This is a genomic window from Sphingomonas sp., from assembly GCF_964263785.1.
Taxonomy (GTDB): domain Bacteria; phylum Pseudomonadota; class Alphaproteobacteria; order Sphingomonadales; family Sphingomonadaceae; genus Sphingomonas.
Genome location: NZ_CAXVWL010000051.1, coordinates 1 through 21,379 on the forward strand (window position 1 = coordinate 1; position 21,379 = coordinate 21,379).

At 66.8% G+C, this 21,379-nt stretch carries 21 protein-coding genes; 5 read left to right on the forward strand and 16 right to left on the reverse strand.

The annotated features are described in order from the left end of the window. Nucleotides 1-84: 84 nt before the first annotated feature. The 3 genes from ahcY to ACE5C1_RS07120 all read right to left on the reverse strand — a co-directional run bounded on the left by ahcY (nt 85) and on the right by ACE5C1_RS07120 (nt 3,129). Nucleotides 85-1,506, reverse strand: coding sequence for an adenosylhomocysteinase (ahcY, locus tag ACE5C1_RS07110; RefSeq protein WP_374943365.1), 1,422 nt, complete (start codon nt 1,504-1,506; stop codon nt 85-87). A 141-nt stretch (nt 1,507-1,647) separates the two neighbouring features. Then, nucleotides 1,648-2,454 (reverse strand): FkbM family methyltransferase, encoded by an 807-nt coding sequence (locus tag ACE5C1_RS07115; RefSeq protein ID WP_374943366.1) that lies wholly within the window; start codon nt 2,452-2,454, stop codon nt 1,648-1,650. Between the two features lie 117 nt (nt 2,455-2,571). Continuing rightward, a complete protein-coding gene (locus tag ACE5C1_RS07120) occupies nt 2,572-3,129 on the reverse strand; it encodes a YqgE/AlgH family protein (RefSeq protein ID WP_374943367.1) in 558 nt (185 codons plus the stop codon). Nucleotides 3,130-3,224: 95 nt separating this feature from the next. On the opposite strand from ACE5C1_RS07120, the gene ACE5C1_RS07125 reads away from it, so the two are divergent. The 3 genes from ACE5C1_RS07125 to ACE5C1_RS07135 all read left to right on the forward strand — a co-directional run bounded on the left by ACE5C1_RS07125 (nt 3,225) and on the right by ACE5C1_RS07135 (nt 6,080). After that, nucleotides 3,225-3,704: a peroxiredoxin gene (locus tag ACE5C1_RS07125; RefSeq protein WP_374943368.1), complete on the forward strand. Its 480-nt coding sequence runs from the start codon at nt 3,225-3,227 to the stop codon at nt 3,702-3,704. Between the two features lie 418 nt (nt 3,705-4,122). Next, nucleotides 4,123-5,559 (forward strand): AMP nucleosidase, encoded by a 1,437-nt coding sequence (locus tag ACE5C1_RS07130; RefSeq protein WP_374943369.1) that lies wholly within the window; start codon nt 4,123-4,125, stop codon nt 5,557-5,559. A 65-nt stretch (nt 5,560-5,624) separates the two neighbouring features. Continuing rightward, nucleotides 5,625-6,080: a hypothetical protein gene (locus tag ACE5C1_RS07135; protein WP_374943370.1), complete on the forward strand. Its 456-nt coding sequence runs from the start codon at nt 5,625-5,627 to the stop codon at nt 6,078-6,080. Nucleotides 6,081-6,221: 141 nt separating this feature from the next. Here ACE5C1_RS07135 and ACE5C1_RS07140 read toward each other — a convergent pair whose 3' ends face one another. From ACE5C1_RS07140 to ACE5C1_RS07165, 6 genes are all read right to left on the reverse strand, one after another. Further along, a complete protein-coding gene (locus ACE5C1_RS07140) occupies nt 6,222-8,027 on the reverse strand; it encodes a M2 family metallopeptidase (protein WP_374943371.1) in 1,806 nt (601 codons plus the stop codon). 57 nt (nt 8,028-8,084) lie between these two features. Next, complete coding sequence (locus ACE5C1_RS07145) at nt 8,085-8,846, reverse strand: alpha/beta fold hydrolase (RefSeq protein WP_374943372.1); 762 nt, start codon at nt 8,844-8,846, stop codon at nt 8,085-8,087. Nucleotides 8,847-9,019: 173 nt separating this feature from the next. Then, nucleotides 9,020-9,280, reverse strand: coding sequence for a hypothetical protein (locus ACE5C1_RS07150; protein WP_374943373.1), 261 nt, complete (start codon nt 9,278-9,280; stop codon nt 9,020-9,022). 77 nt (nt 9,281-9,357) lie between these two features. Then, complete coding sequence (locus tag ACE5C1_RS07155) at nt 9,358-10,851, reverse strand: efflux transporter outer membrane subunit (RefSeq protein WP_374943398.1); 1,494 nt, start codon at nt 10,849-10,851, stop codon at nt 9,358-9,360. A gap of 2 nt (nt 10,852-10,853) precedes the next feature. Beyond that, complete coding sequence (locus tag ACE5C1_RS07160; protein WP_374943374.1) at nt 10,854-14,012, reverse strand: efflux RND transporter permease subunit; 3,159 nt, start codon at nt 14,010-14,012, stop codon at nt 10,854-10,856. Between the two features lie 6 nt (nt 14,013-14,018). Beyond that, the gene (locus ACE5C1_RS07165) at nt 14,019-15,188 is read right to left on the reverse strand and encodes an efflux RND transporter periplasmic adaptor subunit (protein WP_374943375.1); all 1,170 of its coding nucleotides are present in this window, start codon (nt 15,186-15,188) and stop codon (nt 14,019-14,021) included. A gap of 115 nt (nt 15,189-15,303) precedes the next feature. Here ACE5C1_RS07165 and ACE5C1_RS07170 point away from each other — a divergent pair, with 115 nt between their 5' ends. Continuing rightward, complete coding sequence (locus ACE5C1_RS07170; protein ID WP_374943376.1) at nt 15,304-15,921, forward strand: TetR/AcrR family transcriptional regulator; 618 nt, start codon at nt 15,304-15,306, stop codon at nt 15,919-15,921. 10 nt (nt 15,922-15,931) lie between these two features. Beyond that, nucleotides 15,932-16,456, forward strand: a complete 525-nt coding sequence (locus ACE5C1_RS07175; protein WP_374943377.1) for a gamma carbonic anhydrase family protein — start codon at nt 15,932-15,934, stop codon at nt 16,454-16,456. 6 nt (nt 16,457-16,462) lie between these two features. Here the strand turns inward: ACE5C1_RS07175 and ACE5C1_RS07180 are convergent, their stop codons facing one another. The 7 genes from ACE5C1_RS07180 to ACE5C1_RS07210 all read right to left on the reverse strand — a co-directional run bounded on the left by ACE5C1_RS07180 (nt 16,463) and on the right by ACE5C1_RS07210 (nt 21,347). Beyond that, nucleotides 16,463-17,275, reverse strand: a complete 813-nt coding sequence (locus tag ACE5C1_RS07180) for an inositol monophosphatase family protein (RefSeq protein ID WP_374943378.1) — start codon at nt 17,273-17,275, stop codon at nt 16,463-16,465. A 158-nt stretch (nt 17,276-17,433) separates the two neighbouring features. Next, nucleotides 17,434-17,997, reverse strand: coding sequence for an elongation factor P (efp, locus tag ACE5C1_RS07185; protein WP_374943379.1), 564 nt, complete (start codon nt 17,995-17,997; stop codon nt 17,434-17,436). Between the two features lie 36 nt (nt 17,998-18,033). Beyond that, nucleotides 18,034-18,606: a M23 family metallopeptidase gene (locus tag ACE5C1_RS07190; RefSeq protein ID WP_374943380.1), complete on the reverse strand. Its 573-nt coding sequence runs from the start codon at nt 18,604-18,606 to the stop codon at nt 18,034-18,036. 4 nt (nt 18,607-18,610) lie between these two features. After that, a complete protein-coding gene (locus tag ACE5C1_RS07195; RefSeq protein WP_374943381.1) occupies nt 18,611-19,603 on the reverse strand; it encodes a L,D-transpeptidase in 993 nt (330 codons plus the stop codon). A gap of 40 nt (nt 19,604-19,643) precedes the next feature. Continuing rightward, nucleotides 19,644-20,351, reverse strand: coding sequence for a thiamine phosphate synthase (thiE, locus tag ACE5C1_RS07200; protein WP_374943382.1), 708 nt, complete (start codon nt 20,349-20,351; stop codon nt 19,644-19,646). Next, entirely contained in the window at nt 20,344-20,820 is a 477-nt protein-coding gene (locus ACE5C1_RS07205) for a hypothetical protein (protein ID WP_374943383.1), read from the reverse strand. Before ACE5C1_RS07205 ends, thiE begins: the two co-directional genes overlap by 8 nt. A gap of 110 nt (nt 20,821-20,930) precedes the next feature. Then, nucleotides 20,931-21,347 (reverse strand): hypothetical protein, encoded by a 417-nt coding sequence (locus ACE5C1_RS07210; RefSeq protein WP_374943384.1) that lies wholly within the window; start codon nt 21,345-21,347, stop codon nt 20,931-20,933. Between the last annotated feature and the right edge of the window lie 32 nt (nt 21,348-21,379).

The following is a 21,379-nucleotide window of genomic DNA, read 5'->3' on the forward strand; positions in this document are numbered from 1 at the left end:
CCCTCCGGCGGCCGCCCCCGCGCCGCCCCGCGGCCGGGCGGGGCCCTGGCCTCGTTTTGCTCCCCAAACCGCGCCACGTCTCGCTCAATACCGGTAATGATCGGGCTTGAACGGCCCCTCGACCGGCACGCCGATGTACCCGGCCTGCCTGGCGCTCAGCTTGGACAGCTTCACGCCCAGCTTCTCCAGGTGCAGCGCTGCCACCTTCTCGTCGAGGTGCTTGGGCAGGACGTAGACCTCGTTCTTGTAATTCTCGGACTTGGTCCAAAGCTCGATCTGCGCCAGCGTCTGGTTGGTGAAGCTCGCCGACATGACGAAGCTCGGATGTCCGGTCGCGCAGCCCAGGTTCACCAGCCGGCCCTTGGCCAGGATGATGATCTGCTTGCCGTCGGGAAACTTCACCAGGTCGGTGCCCGGCTTCACTTCGTCCCAGGTGTAGTTCGACAGCGCCGAAATCTGGATTTCGCTGTCGAAATGGCCGATGTTGCAGACGATCGCCATCGGCTTCATCGCCTTCATGTGGTCGGCGGTGATCACGTCGGCGTTGCCCGTTGCGGTGCAGAAGATGTCGGCCCGCTCGACCGCCTCTTCCATCGTCACGACCTCGAAACCCTCCATCGCCGCCTGCAGCGCGCAGATCGGATCGACCTCGGTCACCATCACCCGCGCGCCGCCATTGCGCAGCGACTGGGCCGAACCCTTGCCGACATCGCCGAAGCCCGCGACGCAGGCGACCTTGCCCGCCAGCATCACGTCGGTCGCGCGCCGGATCGCGTCGACCAGCGATTCCTTGCAGCCGTACAGATTGTCGAACTTCGATTTCGTAACGCTGTCGTTGACGTTGATCGCCGGGAACGGCAGTTCGCCCTTCTTGGCGATCTCGTACAGCCGGTGGACACCCGTCGTCGTCTCTTCGCTGACGCCCTTCAGGTTCTTGACCGTCTCGGTCAGATAACCGGGCTTCTTGGCGATGAACGCCTTCAGCGCACGCTGGAACTCGACTTCCTCGTCATTTTCCGGCTCGCCGAGCGTATGACCAGCCTCCAGCTTGGCGCCCCACAACGCGAACATCGTCGCGTCGCCGCCGTCGTCGAGAATGATGTTGGCGGTCTGTCCGTCAATGTCGCCACCCCAGGAGAAGATGTCGCCGACATAGTCCCAATACTCCGCCAGGCTCTCGCCCTTGATCGCGAACACCGGCACGCCGGTCGCCGCGATCGCGGCCGCCGCATGGTCTTGGGTCGAGAAGATGTTGCACGTCGCCCAGCGGACGTCGGCGCCCAGTGCGGTCAGCGTCTCGATCAGCACCGCGGTCTGGATCGTCATGTGCAGCGAACCCGTGATCCGCGCACCCTTCAAGGGCTGCGACGCGCCGAACTCGGTGCGCAGCGCCATCAGGCCCGGCATTTCGGTCTCGGCAATGTCGATTTCCTTGCGGCCGAACGCGGCGAGCGAAATGTCCTTGACGACGTAGTCGTGCGTGTCGGCGGCGAAAGCAGTGGCCACGCGAAATCTCCTGAGCAGCAAGTTGGAATGCGCTACCTCTTAACCGCGCCAGCCGCCCGGATCAAATATAAAGATATCTTTATATCGTTAGGCAAGCGCAGCAATCGCACTGAAACCCCTATCCGACAGGACGGAGGCGGGTCACCGAAGGCTATTGTTCCTGAACAGCAGCACCAGGCGTCCCTTCGCGTTCGCGACTATGCTGAAGCCGTGCGCCAGCAGGAAGTTGGTCACCGCCGGCAGGGTCGATTCATGCTTCAGCCCGCGCTCGAAACCGACGTCGGCCGCAATGTACTCGATCCGGTCGAGAATGCCCCCGGCGCCTTCGAGCACCTCGGGTTCATAGCCCTCGGCTTCGAGTTTCAGCAGTTTCACACGGCCGAACGGCAGGGAGTCGAGACGCACGATGTCCACCTCGACCTTCTCCGTGGTCCCCGCGATCTCCAGTATCGAGCCGTCGCCGTCGTCGCTGTTCGCGTGAAACGTTGCCGTCCCATTCCTGTCGCCGAGCGCCTCGCGGTGCAGTTCGACCGTATGCTGCGGAAATCGTCCCGCATTGCGTCGCAGGCATTCGAACTCGACTCTACCGGGCTCGAACGCCACGTAGCGCAGCGCCACGCCCGTCGTATCCAGCGACAGCAACAGATCCCCGACGTTGGCGCCGCAATCGATCACCACATCGCCGGGCTGAAACCCGATGTGATCCAGCGAATAGTCGCTGGTCAGCCTTTTCGCGCGATACTCGAGCCCGCGCACGTAGAAAGGCAGCCGGCGCAGGCTGGCGACGTGGTGCCCACCGTCCAGGACGACCATTGCGCCCGAACGCTTCATGGTCATGCCGCCGCCGTCACCCAGCCGCGAGAGGCCGCGCATCGCCGCGAGATAGGCTCCTTCGGACGGGAGGTACTCGACCGCCCTTCGTACGATCAACCAGAGTTCTCTCTTCAAGGCTCGGCCCCTCGCACATGGTGGTCCGGCGCAGACAAAACCGTCTACCCGCACGTCCGTGAACGCGCGAACCCAAATGATTACCGCTTCGGTAGTTCCGTGCACACGCGAACCGCCTCAGGCGCGCCCACCGTCACTCGCCAGCAACCGCGGATCAATCCCTTCCGCCACGAACGCCGCAGCCCAACGTGCGTCGGCGGGAATGTCATAGAGCAGCGACGTGGCACCCTTCACCGGCACCCACCCCGGCTGCGCGAGCTCGCCATCGAGCTGCCCCGCGTCCCACCCGGCATAGCCCAGCGCAACGACCCACCGCGACGGACCTTTGCCCAGCGCGATCGCGCGCAGCACGTCGATCGTGCCAGACAGCGACCAGCGCCCGGCGACGTCGAGCGTATCCTGCCCGCCCCAATCGGCCGAATGCAGCACGAACCCGCGGCGCGGCTCTACCGGCCCGCCGAAATGCACCGGCGCATTGGGTGCATCGCCCGGCGCGATGTCGAATTGCGCGAACAGGTCGTGCAATCCCAGCCCGCCGATCGTCACGCCGATGCCCACCCCCAGCGCGCCGCCCGCATCGTGCGCGCACATCGCGATCACCGCGCGCGCGAAGCGCGGATCGCGCATGCCGGGCATCGCGAGCAGAAAACGGCCGGTGAGGTAGGGACTGTCCATCGCCGGTCAGCATAGGACCGCGAGCGCCGCCAAGCCAACGCTTGAAATCGCGCGTCATCGCGCCAAAGGAGGCTCACGCAACAGGAGATTCGCTGGTGACCATCGCAGTCGGGGACCGGCTCCCCAAAACGACCCTCGTCAAGGCGACCGCAGACGGCCCCGACCAGATCGACAGCGACGCGTTCTTCACGGGCCGCAAGATCGCGCTGTTCGCGGTCCCCGGCGCCTTCACCCCCACCTGCTCGAACCGGCACCTCCCCGGCTTCGTCGAAAAGGCAGACGCGCTGAAGGCCAAGGGCGTCGAGGAGATCGCCTGCACCTCGGTCAACGACGCCTTTGTGATGGGCGCCTGGGCCCAGGCCAACGATGCGGCCGCGATCACCATGCTCGCCGACGGCAATGCCGATTTCGCCCGCGCGCTTGGGCTGGAGATGGACAGCTCGCGCTTCGGCATGGGCATCCGCAGCCAGCGTTACGCGATGATTGTCGACGATGGCGTCGTCACGTCGCTCGACGTCGAGGGCCCCGGCGAGTTCAAGGTGAGCTCGGCGGACCACCTGCTCGGCACGCTGTAGCTCTACCCAATCCTCTCCCGCGATAGCCGGGGAGGTGGCAGCCGAAGGCGGTGGTCCCCAGTTTCGGCCCGATCATGCCTCCGGCATGATCTTGGGTTGCCTGGGCAATCCGACCCGAAACTCCCGCTGGCGCGAAAGAGGAAAAGCCCTTTGCAATGTTGGATTTCCTTCGGCAGCCAGCAGCGTAAGCTCTTTCTCATCGCCATGTTTTCCGGACGCTCCCGCCAGGTTGGGACGTCCGACCGCTCTTGAAGCCTAACGCTTCATCGACGTTTGCCCCCGCACCCACGTTACCTTCGTTACCTTTGCCACCCGCAGCGATGCGCGTCGGGCTGACTTTCGACTGACTTTCCAGACCGCCCGCCCTGTCGGCCGCCCCCGACTTGCCTCCGTCACACCGCGGCTGTAACACTCTGCGATGACACACGCCGCCGCCATCGTCACCGAACTCGACCGCCTCTACCGCGCCTCGGTCGATCGCCTCAAAGCCGCGCTGACCGCCTATCTGGTCGACGGCACAGTCCCCGATCCGCAGGCGCGCCGCGACGGCTGCTTCGCGTATCCCGAGATCCACCTTACCTATCGCAGCGGCGCCGACCGGCCCGCGCCGATGCGCTCCTTCGGCCGCCTCGTCACGCCCGGCGACTACCGGATCAGCGTCACCAAGCCCGAACTGTTCGCCGATTACCTGACCGAACAGCTCACCCTACTGATCGAGGACTACGACGTCACCGTAGAGGCGGTGCCCGGCCACCAGGAAATCCCCTTCCCCTACGTCCTCGACCCCGGTCATGCCTTGAGCCTCGACGAGGTCTCCGCCTCCGAACTCGCCCGCTGGTTCCCGGCCACCGAATTGGCGCATATCGGCGACGAGATCGCCGACGGCATCTGGACCTCCCCCGACACCGCGCGCCCGCTCGCACTGTTCGACGGCCTGCGCACCGATTTCAGCCTCGCGCGCCTGCGCCATTACACCGGCACCCCGCCCGAGCACACCCAGCGCTTCGTGCTGTTCACCAACTACCACCGCTACGTCGACGAATTCGTCCGCTGGGCGGTCGCGCAGCTCGGCCCCGACTCCCGCTTCACCGCGGTTTCGGGCGCCGGCGGCGTGATGATGCACGCGGGCGACGACGCCGACCGCATGGTCTCGGACAGCGCGTGGCGCCGCCACCAGATGCCCGCCTATCACCTGATGGCGCCCGACCGCACCGGCATCACCCTCGTCAACATCGGCGTCGGCCCCTCCAACGCCAAGACGATCTGCGACCACCTCGCGGTCATGCGCCCCGAGGCGTGGCTGATGATCGGCCATTGCGGCGGCCTGCGCCCCTCGCAACGGATCGGCGACTACGTCCTCGCCCACGCGTATCTGCGCGACGACCACGTCCTCGACGACGTCCTCCCCCCAGAAATCCCGGTCCCCGCCATCGCCGAGGTCCAGGTCGCGATGGCCAAGGCCGCCGAGATCATCTCGGGCCAGTCGGGCGAGGAGCTGAAACGCCGCCTGCGCACCGGCACGGTCGTGACGACCGACGACCGCAACTGGGAACTGCGCTACTCCAAATCGGCGCTCCGCTTCTCGCTCAGCCGCGCGGTCGGGATCGACATGGAATCGGCGACCATCGCCGCGCAGGGCTATCGTTTCCGCGTCCCCTACGGCACTCTCCTGTGCGTCTCCGACAAGCCGCTCCACGGCGAGCTGAAGCTCCCCGGCCAGGCCAATCGCTTCTACGAACGCGCGATCAGCGAACATATGCGGATCGGCATCGAGGCGTGCGAACAGCTCCGCCGCGAAGGCGCCAAGCTCCACAGCCGCAAGCTGCGCGCCTTCGACGAGCCGCCTTTCCGCTGATACAAACGAAACCTTCACGGCGCGGACGGCGTTACGCTTCCGAATCAATCCAGGAGCCCCGCGCCATGGCCGAAGACACCTCCGACACGCCGGAAACCAAGCCCGCCCCCAAGCCCCGCGCTCGCCGCGCCCCCGCCAAGCCCGCCGCACCCCGCGCCGCCAAAACCGCCCCCGCCAAGGCTGCGGATAAGCCTGCGGCAAAGGCACCGCCGAAGCCGCGCTCGTCCAAGCGCGCTGCCACGACGCGCACTGCCGCGAAGTCGACGGTCGGCAAGGCCAAGAAGGTCGCGGCCAAGGCCACCGACAAGGTCGGCGGCAAATGGGGCGCAGCCGCCATCGCCGGCGGTGTCGTCGCAGCGGCGGGTGCCGCCGCCGCGCTCTTCACCCTGCGCGGCAGCACTCCGAAGGATGCCAAGCCTCAAGGCAAGCCGACGCACGGCGCCAAGCAGGCCGACGGCACCGACTCGTCGAAGTCCTTCGAAGCCGGCATCGCCGACGAGGGCTCCGTTCCCACCGCGTGATCGGCGCGTCGAGGCGAGCCGCACATTCAATCGTCGCCCCGGGCTCGACCCGGGGCCTCGCTTCTTTTCTACGCGACCTTATAAGCGAGACCCCGCTCAAGGCCGGAGCAACGAAGGATTTGGATCGGCCGATAGATCCTATCACCATCCTGTCGGCTTGCCCTTGTTCTGCTTATCCAACCAAGTCTTCAGCGGCGCGAAATACCGCACCAGTGCCGCCCCGGACATTTCGCGGCTGCCGGTGAACACCTGCAACGCATCCGGCCACGGCTTGGACTGCCCCATTGCCAGCATTGCGTTCAGCTTCGCACCCACCGCTTTGTCGCCGTAGAAGCTGCAACGGTGAAGCGGTCCCTTCCACCCGGCCTGCTTGCAAGCTGCCTCGTAGAACTGGAACTGCAACACCCGCGCTAGGAAGTACCGGATGTACGGCACCCCCGCCGGCACATGGTATTTCGCGCCCGGATCGAACTTCGTCTCGTCGCGCGCGACCGGCGGCTTGATCCCTTGGTATTGAAGCCGCAACGCATCCCACGACGCCTGATACTGCCCCGGCGCGATCGCCCCGGAGAACACGCCCCAACGCCATTTGTCGATCAGCAGCCCGAACGGCAGGAACGCGACCTTGTCCATCGCCTGACGCAGCAGCAGCCCGATGTCCTTGTCCGCGCTCGGCACCTTGGCTTGGTCGAGCAGCCCGATCTGGACCAGATATTGCGGCGTGATCGACAGCGCGATGGTGTCGCCGATCGCCTCGTGGAAGCCGTCGTTCGCCCCGTTCTTGTAGAGGAACGGCTGCGTCTTGTACGCGCGCTGATAGTAATTGTGCCCGAGCTCGTGATGGATCGTCACGAAGTCGTCGCCATTCACCTTGGTGCACATCTTGATGCGGATGTCGTCGGCATTGTCGATGTCCCACGCCGAAGCATGGCAGATCACCTCGCGGTCGGCGGGCTTGACGATCTGCGACCGGTCCCAGAACGTGCTCGGCAGCGGCGCGAAGCCCAGCGACGAATAGAACCCCTCACCCGCCTTGACCATCTTGAGCGGGTCGTAACCCTTGGCCTTCAGCAGCGCGCCCGTGTCGTAGCCGACGTCGCCTGCCCCAGCAGGTGCGACGATGTCGTAGATGTTGCCCCATTCCTGCGCCCACATGTTGCCGAGCAGGTCGCTGCGGATCGGCCCGGTCTTCGACTGCACCGCGTCGCCGTACTTCTCGTTCAGCTTCCACCGGGTGTAGGTGTGCAGCGCGAGGTACAGCGGCTCGACCTGCTTCCAGATCTTGTCACTGAGCGCCGCGAACTGCTCTGGGGTCATGTCGTACCCCGCGCGCCACATCGCGCCGACGTCGGTGTAGCCGAGCCCCTTGGCGCCCTCGTTGGCGAGCCCCACCATCTTGCCGTAATCGCCGCGCATCGGCGCGCCGACCTGGTCGTGCCACGTCGTCCACATCTCCTGCAACTTGGCCGGATCGCGCGTCTCGCCCATCGCCGCTTCGATGTCCGATCCGTTGATCGGCTTGCCATCGAGCGTGCCGCGTCCCTTGCCGTACGCCGATGACATCTTGGTCGTCAGCGTCGCCAGCTCGTCCGCCGCACCCGGCCGCGCCGCCGCGGGCAAGGTGATGCCGCCGCGCAGCAGATCGAGCTTGCGCTTTGTATCGATCGACAGCCCGGGCACGCCTGCGAACCGCGCCGCCTCGCCCGCCAGCTTGACCGACAGCTCGGTCTGCTCGGCATTCACCTTGGCGGCGAGCGCGTCGGTGTCGTCGGTGATGTAGGTCGCGTTGATCCAGTTCTGCTGGTTCGCCGGGACCGACAGCACGGCCAACTGTTTCTCCGCATCGGCGACGAACGCGTCGGCCTGCGCCGGAGTCGGCGCGGTCGCTTGTGCAAAGGCGGGCGTCGCGATGGCAAGCGCAAGAACGGAGACGGCAGTACGCAGCATGCAGGGCTTCCTATCCGGTATCGATCGCGACCACCGTGTGCCTGCGGGCCCGCCCGGTCAAGCCGCCAGGAAGTCCGCCATCGCCTGCCCCAGCTCCGGCTTCACCACCGAGCTCATGTGCCCGCCCGGCACCTCGACATAGCGCGCGTCGGGCAGCGCCTCGGCAAGCGCCACCGCCGAACCATTGTCGAAATCCTCTGCCCCGCACACGACGAGCGTCGGCTGCGCGAACGTGTCGAGCGTCATACGCGGCGTATCGGCAAAGGTATCGAGGATGCCGAGCAACGCCTGCGCATCGCCGCCGGTGGTCTTCAGGAACGCCTCGGCCAGCCACTCGGGCGTGCCGCGCGGATGCTGTCCCAGATGCGTCAGGATATACCGGAAATGCCCCGCCCGACGCCCCGTATCGACCAACCCCTCCAGCCCCATACCCGAAAAGATCACCCGTCGCGGCGTCGCCCCCGTGGCAAGCATCCGCGATGTCGTCCGCGCGCCGAGCGAATACCCGCCGAGGTCGTAATCGGTCAGCCCGAGGTGCGCGACCAGCGCATGGCCGTCCCGCGTCAGCGCATCGCGCGGGAAGGCCGCGGGATCGTGCGGCTTGTCGCTTTCGCCGTGCGCGCGGAGATCGGGCATGACGACGCGAAAGCCGCGTCTTGCGATCGCAGCCGCGTGACCGTAGCGAATCCAGTTCGTCTTCGCATCCGAGAAGAACCCATGGAGCAGCACCACCGCACGCCCCTCGCCCATCTCGTGCCACGCCAATTGCGTGCCGTCGAAGCTCTCGAACCGGTGCGTCTCAGTCGGGTATGTGGCCAACGCTGTCCTTCCGCACCGCAGCGATCATCGCCTTGTCTCGCTTGCGTGGCGCCGGCAGCCGGCGTGTGTCAAGCTGGGCGCCGCCAAACCGCAGCCTTGACCGGATGTCCGATCACCACGCCGCGCCGGCGCTCATCGAGCGCCAGTCGAACGCGTCGCCGAGGTAAACCGGATCAGCTGATCCGCCGGTGCCGCCCGCCGTATCGCCGCCCGAGATAGTCGCCCAGCCCCTGCATCTCGCACACCGCGGCAGCGACTCCGTCCGAGCGGCAGGCAAAGGGATCGTGCGCGGCACGATCCGCGACCTTTTCCTTCAGCTCCTCGATATCGGCGCGGGTAAGGATATTCTTCTCGCGCAGCAGACACAGCAGGCTTTGCAGGATCACCAGGCTCTTCTCGTTGCTGTCGACTGCCTCGGCTTTGACCAGGTCCATCGCATCTCTCCTATACGTCCGTTTCGGAGCCTATGCATCGCCAAGCCGTTTGCAAGCGGTGATTTTTCAGGACGCGCTCAGCGCAATCCGCCGCCGAGCGAGCGATAGAGCTCGACGATGTTGCTGGCGCGCAGCAGCCGGGTGGTCACCAGATCCTGCTGCGCGCCGTAGGCGGTGCGCTGCGCGTCGAGCGAGACCAGGAACGAATCGACGCCAGCGCGGTAGCGCGCATCCGATAGCCGGGCCGCGACCAGCGCCGAGTTCGCGCGCGCTTCCCGCGCGGCGACCTGCTCGCCGATCGTGCCGCGCTGCGCCAGCGCATCGGCGACCTCGCGGAACGCGACCTGGAGCGTGCGTTCGTAGGTGGCGACCGCGCCGAGCTTTTGCGCCTCGGCCGCGCGCACATTGTTCTTGTTGCGCCCGAAATCGAAGATCGGCAGCGATGCCGAAGGCGCCACGGTCCACGTGTCCGAGCCCGAGCCGAACAGCCCCGAAAGCGCGGTGCTGAGCGTGCCCAGCGTCGCGGTGAGCGAGATGGTCGGAAACAGCGCCGCCCGCGCGGCGCCGATATTGGCGTTCTGCGCGATGAGCTGATGTTCGGCCTGGAGCACGTCGGGACGGCGCAGCAGCACGTCCGAACGCACGTCGGCGGGCAGATCGGGGATCGTGTAGGCGCGCGTGCCGAGGTCCGCGGGCAGCAGGGCGGCGGGCACGGTCGTGCCGGCGAGCAGGTTCAGCGCATTCTGGTCCTGCGCGATGCGTGCGGTGATCGTCGCGATATCGTTGCGCGCGATCTGGTAGTTGGTATCGGCCTGGCGCTGCTCGAGCTCGGAGGCGACGCCGATGCGGAACTGCGCGGTCGTCAACCGCAGCGATTCGGCAAAGCTCTTGAGCGTATCGCGCGCGATGCGGAGCTGATCCTGGTCGGCCGCCATCGTGACATAGGCCGAGGCGACTTCGGCGATCAGCGTGATCCGCGCCGCCCGCTGCGCTTCCTCGGTTGCAAAGTACTGCTCCAATGCCGCACGGGTCAGGTTGCGGACACGTCCGAACAGGTCGACCTCGAACGCCGATACGCCGATGTTGGCCTGGTAGATTTCGATCGTGCCGCTGCCGGTTGTGCCGGTCGTCGTGCCCGTACCGACCCCGGTGCCGGTGCCGCTTCCGGTGCCGATACCCGTGCCTGTCGCTCCCCCGGTTGCGCCGAATGCGCTGTTGGTGAAAGTCGCGCCCGCGCTCGCGGCGACAGTCGGGAACAGGTCGGCGCGCTGGACCCGGTACAAGGCGCGCGCCTGAAGCACGTTGGCGGTCGCGAGGCGCAGATCGCGATTGTTGTCGAGCGCCAACGCGATCGTGTCGCGCAGCGCCGGATCGACGAAGAAATCGCGCCAGCCGATCGCATCCGCCGCGACCGCGCCCGGGGTCGCCGCCGCATAGGCGCCCCCCTGCGGCAGCGCCGCCGGGATCGCGCCGACCGGCTGGATGTATTTCGGCGCCAGATTGCACCCGGCGAGCATCGTTGCGGCGAGCAGCGGAAAGGCGCGCACCTTTGCGGTCATGGTCATGGTCATGGTCATGGTCGTACTTCCTCGGCGGCCGATTCGGGCTCGCTCTCGCGCGGCTTGTCCTGGCCGAACAACCGCAGGACGACGACAAAGAACATCGGCACGAAGAAGATCGCGAGCACCGTTGCCGACAGCATGCCGCCGACCACCGCGCGTCCGATCGCATGCTGACCGCCCGCGCCCGCGCCCGAGGATATCGCCAGCGGCAGCACCCCGAAGATGAACGCCAGACTGGTCATCAGGATCGGGCGCAGGCGGAGCTTGGCGGCATCGATCACCGCATCGAACGGATTCAAGCCGTCACGCATCCGCTCCTCGGCGAACTCCACGATCAGGATCGCGTTCTTCGCCGACACGCCGATCGTCGTGATGAGTCCGACCTGGAGATAGATGTCGTTGTTCAATCCGGTGATCGCCGCCGCCAGCAGCGCCCCGAGCACGCCGAGCGGCACGACCAGCAGCACCGACACCGGCACCGACCAGCTTTCATACAAGGCAGCCAGGCAAAGAAATACGATCAGCAGCGCGAGTGCATAGAGCACCGGCGCCTGTCCGCCCGACAGCTTCTCCTCGAACGACAGGCCGGTCCATTCCAGCGCGGTGCCGGGCGGCAGCTTGGCTTGCATCTCCTCCATCGCCTTCAGCGCCTCGCCCGACGAATGGCCGGGTCCAGGCACGCCGAGCAGCTCCATCGCGGGCTGGCCGTTGAAGCGGGTGAGCTGCACCGGCGCGTTCGACCAGTCGAGTGTCGAGAAGGCGGTGAACGGCGCCATGGTGCCGCTCGCGCCGCGGACGAACAGCTTGCCGAAGTCTTCGGGCGAGGCGCGAAACGGCGCGTCTAGCTGGACGTAGACCCGCTTCACCCGGCCGCGGTCGACGAAGTCGTTGACGTAGCCGCCACCCCACGCGGTGGCGATCGTCGAATTGACCTGCGACAGGTCGAGCCCGAGCGCGCGTGCCTTGTCCTGATCGACGTGGACGTTCAGCTGCGGCGCATCCTCGAGGACGTTGGGACGGACTTGCGCGACGCGCTTGTCGCCCTGCGTCATGCCGAGCAGTTGGTTGCGCGCGGCGAGCAGCGCGGCGTGGCCGATACCGCCGTTATCGACGAGCTGCATGTCGAACCCGGTCGCGTTGCCCAATTCGGACACCGCCGGCGGCACCACCGCGAAGATCAGCGCATCGCCGAAGCGCGAGAACGCGCCCATCGCCCGGCCTGCGATCGCCTGGGCCGAATTGTCCTTGCCCGAACGCTCTTCCCAATCCTTGAGCAAGACAAAGGCGAGACCCGTATTCTGCCCCTGCCCCGCAAAGCTGAAGCCGTTGACGGTGAAGACCCCGCGGACGTTGGCCTGCTCGTCCTTCAGAAAATGGGCGCGAACGACCGCAAGCCCCTTTTCCGTGCGTCCGCTGGTCGAACCCGCAGGCCCCTGGACGAGCGCCACGACATAGCCCTGGTCCTCGTCGGGCAGGAATCCCGACGGCAGGCGCCAGAACATAACGCCGACCCCAACGACGATCAGCAAATAGACCAGCCCGGACCGCTTCCAGTTGCGCGCGGTGCTCTTGGCGCCGCGCTCATATCGTTCGCGTCCGGACTCGAACTTTTCGTTGAACCAGCGGAAGAAGCGCGACAGCGGTCCGTTGCCCTCGTGCTTCTTCGGATCGTGCGGCTTTAGAATGGCCGCGCACAGTGCCGGGGTTAAAATCAATGCGACTGCGACCGACAGGATCATTGCCGACACGATGGTGATCGAGAACTGGCGATAGATGACGCCGGTCGATCCGCCGAAGAACGCCATCGGGATGAACACCGCCGACAGCACCGCCGCGATGCCGATCAGCGCGCCGGTGATCTCGTCCATCGATCGCCGCGCGGCTTCCTTCGGAGACAGGCCCTCGGCCGCGATCAGCCGTTCGACATTCTCGACCACGACGATGGCGTCATCGACGAGCAGGCCGATGGCGAGCACCAGCCCGAACAGCGTCAGCGTGTTGATCGAATAACCCGCGACCGCCAGCACCGCAAAGGTGCCGAGCAGCACCACCGGCACCGCGATCGTCGGGATCAGCGTCGCACGCCAGTTCTGCAGGAACAGGAACATGACGAGGAAGACCAGCACGATCGCCTCGACCAGCGTCTCGACGACCTGCTTGACCGACAGGCGCACAAAGGGAGTCGTGTCATACGGGTAGACGATCTTGACGTCGCTGGGGAATTGCTTCGCGATCTCCTCGACCCGCGCCTTGGCCGCGGTCACCGTGGTCAGCGCGTTCTGACCGGGCGCCAGGTACAGTGCGATGCCGCTCGCCGGATGGCCGTTGTACTTCGATTCGAAGCCGTAGTTCTCGGCGCCGATCTCGACACGGGCGACGTCGCCGAGCCGCACGATCGCGCCCCCGGCATCGCCCTTCAGCCGGATGGCGGCGAATTGCGCCGGGGTCTGGAGCCGCGACTGGACCGAGACGGTGGCGTTCAGCATCTGCGTTGCGGGCGAGGGCTGCGCGCCGATCTGCCCCGCTGAGACCTGTGCGTTCTGTGCGCGCACCGCGGTCGTCACGTCGTCGACGGTCAGGTTGAAGCCGTTGAGCTTGACCGGATCGAGCCAGATGCGCATCGCATAGGAGGCGCCGAACAGCTGGATGTTGCCGACGCCGGGCACCCGGCTGAGCGGGTCCTGCACCTTGGACACGATGTAATCGGCCAGGTCGGCGCCGTCATGGCTGCCGTCCTCGGAATACAGGCCGACGATCAGCAGGAAATTGGCGGACGCCTTGGCGACCTGGATACCCTGTTGCTGGACCTCCTGCGGCAGCAGCGGGGTGGCGGCCTGCAGCTTGTTCTGGACCTGGACCTGCGCGATGTCGGGATCGGTACCCTGTTCGAAAGTCAGCGTGATCGTGACGATCCCCGCCCCGCTCGACGAGGACGAGAAGTAGCGCAGGTGATCGATCCCCTTCATCTGCTGTTCGATGATCTGGGTCGTCGTGGTCTCCAGCGTTGCCGCATCGGCGCCCGGATAGGTGGCGGTGATCGCCACCGCGGGCGGCGCGATCGCGGGAAACTGTGCGATCGGTAGCGAGCGGATCGCGATGATCCCTGCCAGCATCGCCATGATGGCGAGGACATAGGCGAAGATCGGCCGGTCGATGAAATAGCGGGCCATGCGGGGTTACCTGGCCTGCGCGGAAGCGGTGGCAGGGCGGGCGCGCTCGGACCAAGGCGACGCGGTGACCACCGTGCCGGGGCGCAGCATCTGCGCGCCCTCCACGATCACCTTGTCGCCGGGCTTCAGCCCCGCGGTCACCAGCCAGTCGGCACCGATGGTACGCGAGGTCGTGAGCACGCGCGATTCGGCCTTGGACCCCTGCCCGACGACCAGCACCGTCGCGCGCCCGCGCTCGTCGCGGGTGACGGCGCGCTCCGGCACGACGATTGCGGAACGCTGCGTGCCCTCGACCAGCTCGGCACGGACGTACATGCCGGGCAGCAGCAGCCCCTGCGGATTGCGGAAGACAGCACGGATCGTCTGGGTGCCGGTGGTCGGATCGACGGTGACCGCGGCGAATTTCAGCGTCCCCTCGATGGGGTAGGTCGTGCCGTCCCCCAGCTTGAGCCGCACCCGCGCATCGCCGCCGCCGCGCGACACCGTGCCCGACAGCATCTGCTGGCGCAGGCGGAGCAGGTCGGCGCTCGACTGGGTGAGGTCGACGTAGATCGGATCGAGCCGCTGGATCGTGGTCAGCGGGTTGGTCTGCGCCGCGGTGACGAGGGCGCCGCTGGTGTAGACCGAGGTCCCGATCCGGCCGGAGATCGGCGCGGTCACGGTGGTACGCGACAGGTCGATCTGCGCGGTCCTGAGCGCGGCCTGCTGCGCGGCGACGTCGGCCTGCGCCTGCGCCGCGGTGGTCTGCGAATTCTCGAAGTCCTGCCGCGCGATGGCGTTGATCTTGACCAGCTCGCCATAGCGGCGGGCGAGCGCGCGCGACGAGGCGATGCCGGCCTGCGCGCGGGTCAGCGCGGCGCGGGCGCTCGCCACCTGCGCCTGATAGGGCTGCGGGTCGATGCGGTAGAGCGGCTGGCCGGCGCGCACCTGATTGCCCTCCTCGAACAGCCGCGCCTGGATCAGGCCGTTCACCTGCGGGCGGACCTCCGACGTTTCGTATGCGGCAGTGCGGCCGGGCAGTTCGTTGGTCAGCGCCACCGCCTGTTCGGCAACCGTGACGAAGCGGACGCGCGGCGGCGGAGGCGCGGCGGGCTGATCCTGCTTGCCGCAGGCGGCGAGCGGGAATGCCGCCACGGCCAGGAATGCGGCGACATGCGCCACCTTGCTGCTTCTCATCGCGGCTTTGATTCCGATCACATATTTGTCATTGGATGTGAGTGGTCATTCACATTAAGGCGCCCTTAGGCCCGGCGATGCGACGCCGTCAACAGGGCACGGAGAGAGAATAGCGATGCACGCCCCCAGTCCCGTTGCGGAATCGCCGCCCGAGCGCGCGCATGTCCGGCGGCTTAAGGTCACCGATGCGGCGCGCAAATTGTTCTCCGCCAAGGGTTTCCACAACACCGGCATGGCGGAGATCGCGGCGGCCTCCGCGGTCAAGGTCGGCCAGATCTACCGCGACTTCCCGTCCAAGGAGTCCATCGTCGCGGCGATCGTCGAGGCGGATTTCGCGACCTTCGTCGACACCGACTCGCTGCGCATCGCGGTCGACGAGGGCGACCGGGAGGCGGTGCGCGCGGCGATTGAGCGGCTGTTCGATCGCAGCCCGTGCGAGCAGATAATGCCCGAGATCATGGCGGAGGCCTCGCGCAACCCGCGCATTGCCGAGATCGTCCGGGCGCTCGACACCCGCTTCCGCACGACGCTGACGTCGGCGCTGGCGGTGTTCGCGCCGGGCGCGGCGATGCATGCGCGCCGCGACGCAGTGGCCGAGGTCATCATGGTGCTGGTGATCGGGCTGTGCCACCGCGCGGTCGGCGCGCCCGCCGACACCGGCCTGTCCGCACCGATGCGCGCCATCATCGCGCGTGAGATCGACGTGCTGGCCGGGTCCGCGGGGCTGGAGTAACGCGGCGCTCATGCCCTTGTACGAACTTGGCGGGCAACGCCCGCGTGTCCACCCGACCGCCTGGATCGCGCCGAGCGCCGACGTCATCGCCGACGTGGTCCTCGGCGAGGAAAGCAGCGTCTGGTTCGGCGCGGTGATCCGCGCCGACAATACGACCATCCACGTCGGCGCGCGCAGCAACGTGCAGGAGGGCGCGATGCTCCATTCCGATCCCGGCGCGCCGCTGAGCGTGGGCGAGGAGTGCACGATCGGCCACCACGCGATTCTCCACGGCTGCACGGTCGGCGCACGCTCGCTGATCGGCATGGGCGCGACGATCCTCAACCGGGCGGTGATTGCGGAGGATTGCATCGTCGGCGCGGGCGCGCTGGTGACCGAGGGCAAGACGTTCCCCGCCGGCAGCCTGATCGTCGGTAGTCCGGCGCGTGCGGTCCGTCAGTTGGACGCGCAGGCGATCGCGATGCTCAAGGTCTCGGCGGCGCATTACGTCACCAGGGCGCGGGCGTATGCCGCGGGGCTGCGGCTGGTTACGTGACGTGGATCAGCGCAGCGCGCCGGCGACCAGCTTGTGCAGCTTGGAATGGAGCGCGTCGTTGGCAGCCAGGAACTCGTTGCGCTCCATCGCGCGGTCGCCGCCGCGGAAATCGGTGACGAAGCCGCCCGCTTCCTTGATCAGCAGCATGCCCGCCGCGACATCCCAGGGTTTCAGGTCGGATTCCCAGAAACCGTCGTAGCGCCCCGCCGCCAGCCATGCGAGGTCGAGCGACGCCGCGCCCAGCCGCCGGATGCCCGCCACCTGCGGCGCGATCGCGCCGAAGATGCGGCTCCACTGCGCGAAGTCGCCATGCCCCATGAAGGGGATGCCCGTCGCGATCAACGACTCGGACAATTCGCGCCGCGCCGATACCCGCAGCCGCTCGGACTGCACCCACGCGCCGCGGCCCTTTTCGGCCCAGAAGCTCTCGTCGGTCAGCGGCTGATAGATCAGCCCGGTCGTGATCTCGCGCTTGCCGTTCGGCATCGGCTCCTCGACCGCGATCGAGATCGCGAAATGCGGGATGCCGTGGAGGAAGTTCGACGTGCCATCGAGCGGATCGACGATGAACCGCGGCTTCGACGGATCGCCCGCGATCTCTCCGCGCTCCTCCATCAGGAAGCCCCAGTCGGGGCGGGCGTGGCTCAGGTCCTCGTAGATCGTCTGCTCGGCGCGCTGATCTGCCATGCTGACGAAGTCGGCAGGCCCTTTGCGGCTCACCTGGAGTTGCTGGACCTCGTTGAAATCGCGCCTGAGCCGCGGTGCCGCCTTGCGCGCCGCGCGCTCGATGACGGAGAAGAGGCCGGAATGGGATGGCAAAACGCTCGCTCCAATAGCCCTCTCCCGCCTTCGCGGGAGAGGAGGGGCCCGCTCGCGCAGCGAGTGGGAGGTGAGGGCCTTCTTCCGCTAAGGCGCTGGCAGACGAAGACCCTTACCCAACCCCCTCCCGCGAAGGCGGGAGAGGGATAAGAAGAAGGCTAGTCCGCCCGCCTCACATACGTCTGCTCGTACACATCGACCACGATCCGCGTCCCCGCGCCGATATGCGGCGGCACCATCACGCGCACGCCGTTCTCCAGGATCGCGGGCTTGTAGCTCGACGACGCGGTCTGGCCCTTCACCACCGCGTCGGCCTCGACGATCATCGCCTCGATCGTGCTCGGCAGCTCGACCGAGATCGGGCGGTCGTCGTACAGTTCGAGCACCACGTCCATGCCGTCTTGCAGGAAAGCCGCGGCTTCACCCAGGATGCCCGCGTCGAGCGTGATCTGCTCGTAATTGTCCTTGTCCATGAAGGTCAGCGCGTCGCCGTCCTTGAACAAGAACTGGAAATCCTTGGTGTCGAGCCGCACCCGTTCGACACTCTCGGCGGAGCGGAAGCGGACGTTGTTCTTGCGGCCGTCGATCAGGTTCTTCAGCTCGACCTGCATGTACGCGCCGCCCTTGCCCGGCTGGGTGTGCTGGATCTTGACCGCGCGCCAAATGCCGCCTTCATATTCGATGATGTTGCCGGGACGAATGTCCACGCCGCTGATCTTCATGCGCCGAACCTGTAGAAAGAGCCGTAGCCGTGTGCCTTAGCCGGGCAGCCGCCCGGTCGCAAGCAGGGGGTAGGGATTGATGTCCTCCCCTTCCCACCAGCGCTGCCCCGGCGCGGTTCGGGTCACGCCGAAATGGAGGTGGTAATTGCCCGGTCCCGCATCGCCGGTATCGCCGACATAGCCGATAGGCTGGCCGGCACGGACCCGCAGCCCCTCGCGCACACCCGCCGCATAGCCTGCAAGATGCGCGTAGTAATAGCGCCAGCGTCCGTCGGCGGAGCGCACATAGAGCGTAATCCCGCCGAGCCGACTCTTGAAGAGCTTTTCAACCGCACCATCGGCGACGGCGAGGACCGGGGTGCGCGCGGGTGCCATGATATCGGTGCCGTGGTGTCCCCGCCCCTGCCCGCGGGCATCGCCCCAGCTGTCGGTGATCGATCCGCGCGCGACGCCCACGACCGGTATCACCAGCGTTCCGGCATCCGCATGCGGCACCGCGACGGGCCTGAGAGGCGCAGAGGGAGACGCGGTGCCAAAGCTGGTCATCGCCAGAAACCCCGCCCCGGCTAGGACGATGATTGCCAGGATGAACCAGCCGAGCCGCGTCACTGCATCACGCCTGGAACACCGCCTTGATCCCGGGCTTGATCATCATGGAAAGCCGTGCGGCATCCCAATTGGTCAGGCGGATGCAGCCGTGGCTTTCCGCGCGGCCGATCGTCTCGGGATTGGGGGTGCCGTGGATGCCGTAATGCTCCTTCGACAGGTCCATCCACACGACCCCGACCGGGCCGTTCGGACCGGCGGGGAGCAGTTGCTTGTCGTCGCCCTTCTTGGCGTCCCAGAACAGCGCCGGGTTGTAGCGAAACTTGGGGTTGTAGTCCGCGCCGTAGATTTTCCATGTGCCGAGCGGCAACGGGTCGTGCTCCGACCCCATCGTCGCCGAAAATTGCGCGATCAACTTGTCCTGCGCGTCGAGCACGCGAAGCACGCCGTCGGACTTGTCGACGACAATGTGGTCGGCCTTGGGCTGGTTCGCATCGACGTTGAGCATGGTCAGCGTCGCCTTCCAGTCCGGCCGCAGCGACGCCGGATAGTCGCGCGACGCGGGCAGCGTGTTGGGCACAACGATCTTCGACCCCACCGTGATCTGCGTCACGCCGGGGTTGAGCGCCACGATCGTCGCTGGGGTTGTGTGGAACATCTCCGCCAGCTTCTCCATCGGGCGGCGGTAGGCGAGCGCGGGCAGTTTGGCCTGGAGCGCGTAGTCCTTGGGCAGCGGATTGAAGTACGGTCCTGCCATCATCGCCTGGTCGAGCTTGACCTGCACCGTCGGCCGCTTCTGCCGGTATTGGTACAGCGCCCGCAAGGTCGGGGCGTCGGGCTTGCCGGTCTTCGGCAGCCCCCTCGCCTCCTGAAAACCCTTCAGCGCCGCGACCAGCGACTGCCCGCCCTTGCCGTCGAGCACGCCGGGGCCGAAGCCGAGCATATCGAGGATGACCTGGACGTGAAGCACGTTGCGGTCGAGCTGCACAGGCGCCTTCTGCGCGAGCGCTGCGCCAGGCAGCATGATGGCCGCGGCGGCAAGGACAATCGGGATTCGCATGGGGCAGGCTCCAGAACTGATACGCTGGAGCCGCAACGGATCAACGGCGCGTTGTTTCCGTCCCGGAACGAGCAAGCGCTTCGTTGAAGGCGGTAACCGCCGCAACCTCGTCGCCACCCCACACCGCATGGCTCGCCGCGACGAAGTCCGCCCCCGCCGCCGCCAGCGCGCCCGCATTGTCCGGCGTCACCCCGCCGATCGCGACACAGGGAATTTCGAACAAGGTCGACCACCACGACAGGATCACCGGTTCGGGGTGATGCTCGACCACCTTGGTCGTCGTCGGGAAGAAGCTCCCGAACGCAACATAGTCCGCCCCGGCCTCCCCCGCTTCCATCGCGAGGTGGCGGCTGTCGTGGCACGTCACCCCGATCTGTGCCTCCAGCCCGAGCTCGGCGCGCGCCTCGCGCGGGTCGCCGTCACTCTGACCCAGATGGACGCCGTCGGCGCCCAGGCGCTTGGCCAGCGCGACCGAATCGTTGACGATGAACGCGACATCGGCATCCGAGCAGATGCGGCGAAGCGGCTCGGCCAGCTTCGCCGCCTCGTGCTGGTCGACGTCCTTGACCCGGAACTGGAACGCCGCGACCGGTCCCGCGCCCAGTGCGCGTGCGAGCCGGTCCGCAAACCCGCCGGTCACGTCGAGCGGCGATACGAGGTAGAGCTGGCAGGCCGGTCGCCGCTGGTCGCGCGTGAAGGACGCGGCGAAATCGGGGTCGAGCGGCCCGAGGGGATCGTCTTCAATCATGTCGCAGCCCTAGCGCGTCGATCGCCGCAGCGAAACCGGCGGGATCGTCGAGCTTGTGCGCGACCGCGTGCACCGGCCGCCTGTGCCCCGGAACGGGTGCACTCAAATCCACCACGACATTGGGCCAGCTCGCGAGCGCCAGGTTCAGTACGCCGCGCTCCTTCATCGCCGCCGCGTCCCAGCTCGACCGCAACCCGGCGACCTGCCCGACCGGCACGGCCACCGATCTGAGCGCACCCGCGCGCATCGTCAGAACGCCGTCGGCGATGGTCACCGGCAAACGCCTAAACGATCGCAGCAATCCGATCAGCGCGATCACCAGCGACAGGTCGAGCACGCCGGCGACGATCGCCGCTGTCCCGCCGAACAGCGCCATGACGACGAGATGCACGACCAGCATCTCGACGATGGCGATCCCTAAGAGCACGCCGATCGTCGGGCCAAGGCTGCGATGATAGGCGAACTGCATCGGCGATCTTATCCCTTACAGCCGCTGATCACGCGAGAAGGATGCAGCGGAGTTTCGATCTGTTGGACCAAGGAGATCGGTATCAACCAAGGCATGGCCGAAACCACGGATCAGTCGAAATCGTCGCGGGGCGCCATCGGATGCAGCGGCTCGGCAGCTGATGCCCAGGAGAGCATCAGTGCCGGGCGCTCCGCTTTCGGCAGTTTCTTATACGCCTTCCAAGCGGCCTCGTCCGGGCGGCGCAGCGTGTAACCTTTGGAGATCAGGCAATCGTAATATGTCGTCTTGAACCGTTTGCCGCCCGCCAGTCCGTCGGCAAAACCCCGCGCCAACGCGCCCCCTGCGGCTCCGGCCGTCGTTCCGTCCGTGACGGGATTCGGCGTCCGCGGATTGACCCACTTGGGGTCGTTCATTGCCTTCATGCCGTCGTTCCAGCACGCTGCGCCGTCGGCACCATGCTGATCCGCAGTAACGCCGGCCTTGTAGGCGTAGGCCGGGGGACGGGCAGCCGCAGGCGTGGCGATCATCGCAGCAGCCATCGCCAAGATCACAACAGCCT

Excerpts from the sequence above, each read along its gene's own strand:
- ACE5C1_RS07120 (WP_374943367.1), bottom strand. The coding sequence starts at position 3,129 with ATGGACAGTCCCTACCTCACCGGCCGTTTTCTGCTCGCGATGCCCGGC.
- ACE5C1_RS07130 (WP_374943369.1), top strand. The coding sequence starts at position 4,123 with ATGACACACGCCGCCGCCATCGTCACCGAACTCGACCGCCTCTACCGC.
- ACE5C1_RS07135 (WP_374943370.1), top strand. The coding sequence starts at position 5,625 with ATGGCCGAAGACACCTCCGACACGCCGGAAACCAAGCCCGCCCCCAAG.
- ACE5C1_RS07140 (WP_374943371.1), bottom strand. The coding sequence starts at position 8,027 with ATGCTGCGTACTGCCGTCTCCGTTCTTGCGCTTGCCATCGCGACGCCC.
- ACE5C1_RS07150 (WP_374943373.1), bottom strand. The coding sequence starts at position 9,280 with ATGGACCTGGTCAAAGCCGAGGCAGTCGACAGCAACGAGAAGAGCCTG.
- ACE5C1_RS07155 (WP_374943398.1), bottom strand. The coding sequence starts at position 10,851 with ATGACCATGACCATGACCGCAAAGGTGCGCGCCTTTCCGCTGCTCGCC.
- ACE5C1_RS07160 (WP_374943374.1), bottom strand. The coding sequence starts at position 14,012 with ATGGCCCGCTATTTCATCGACCGGCCGATCTTCGCCTATGTCCTCGCC.
- ACE5C1_RS07165 (WP_374943375.1), bottom strand. The coding sequence starts at position 15,188 with ATGAGAAGCAGCAAGGTGGCGCATGTCGCCGCATTCCTGGCCGTGGCG.
- ACE5C1_RS07170 (WP_374943376.1), top strand. The coding sequence starts at position 15,304 with ATGCACGCCCCCAGTCCCGTTGCGGAATCGCCGCCCGAGCGCGCGCAT.
- ACE5C1_RS07175 (WP_374943377.1), top strand. The coding sequence starts at position 15,932 with ATGCCCTTGTACGAACTTGGCGGGCAACGCCCGCGTGTCCACCCGACC.
- efp (WP_374943379.1), bottom strand. The coding sequence starts at position 17,997 with ATGAAGATCAGCGGCGTGGACATTCGTCCCGGCAACATCATCGAATAT.
- ACE5C1_RS07195 (WP_374943381.1), bottom strand. The coding sequence starts at position 19,603 with ATGCGAATCCCGATTGTCCTTGCCGCCGCGGCCATCATGCTGCCTGGC.
- thiE (WP_374943382.1), bottom strand. The coding sequence starts at position 20,351 with ATGATTGAAGACGATCCCCTCGGGCCGCTCGACCCCGATTTCGCCGCG.
- ACE5C1_RS07205 (WP_374943383.1), bottom strand. The coding sequence starts at position 20,820 with ATGCAGTTCGCCTATCATCGCAGCCTTGGCCCGACGATCGGCGTGCTC.
- ACE5C1_RS07210 (WP_374943384.1), bottom strand. The coding sequence starts at position 21,347 with ATGATCGCCACGCCTGCGGCTGCCCGTCCCCCGGCCTACGCCTACAAG.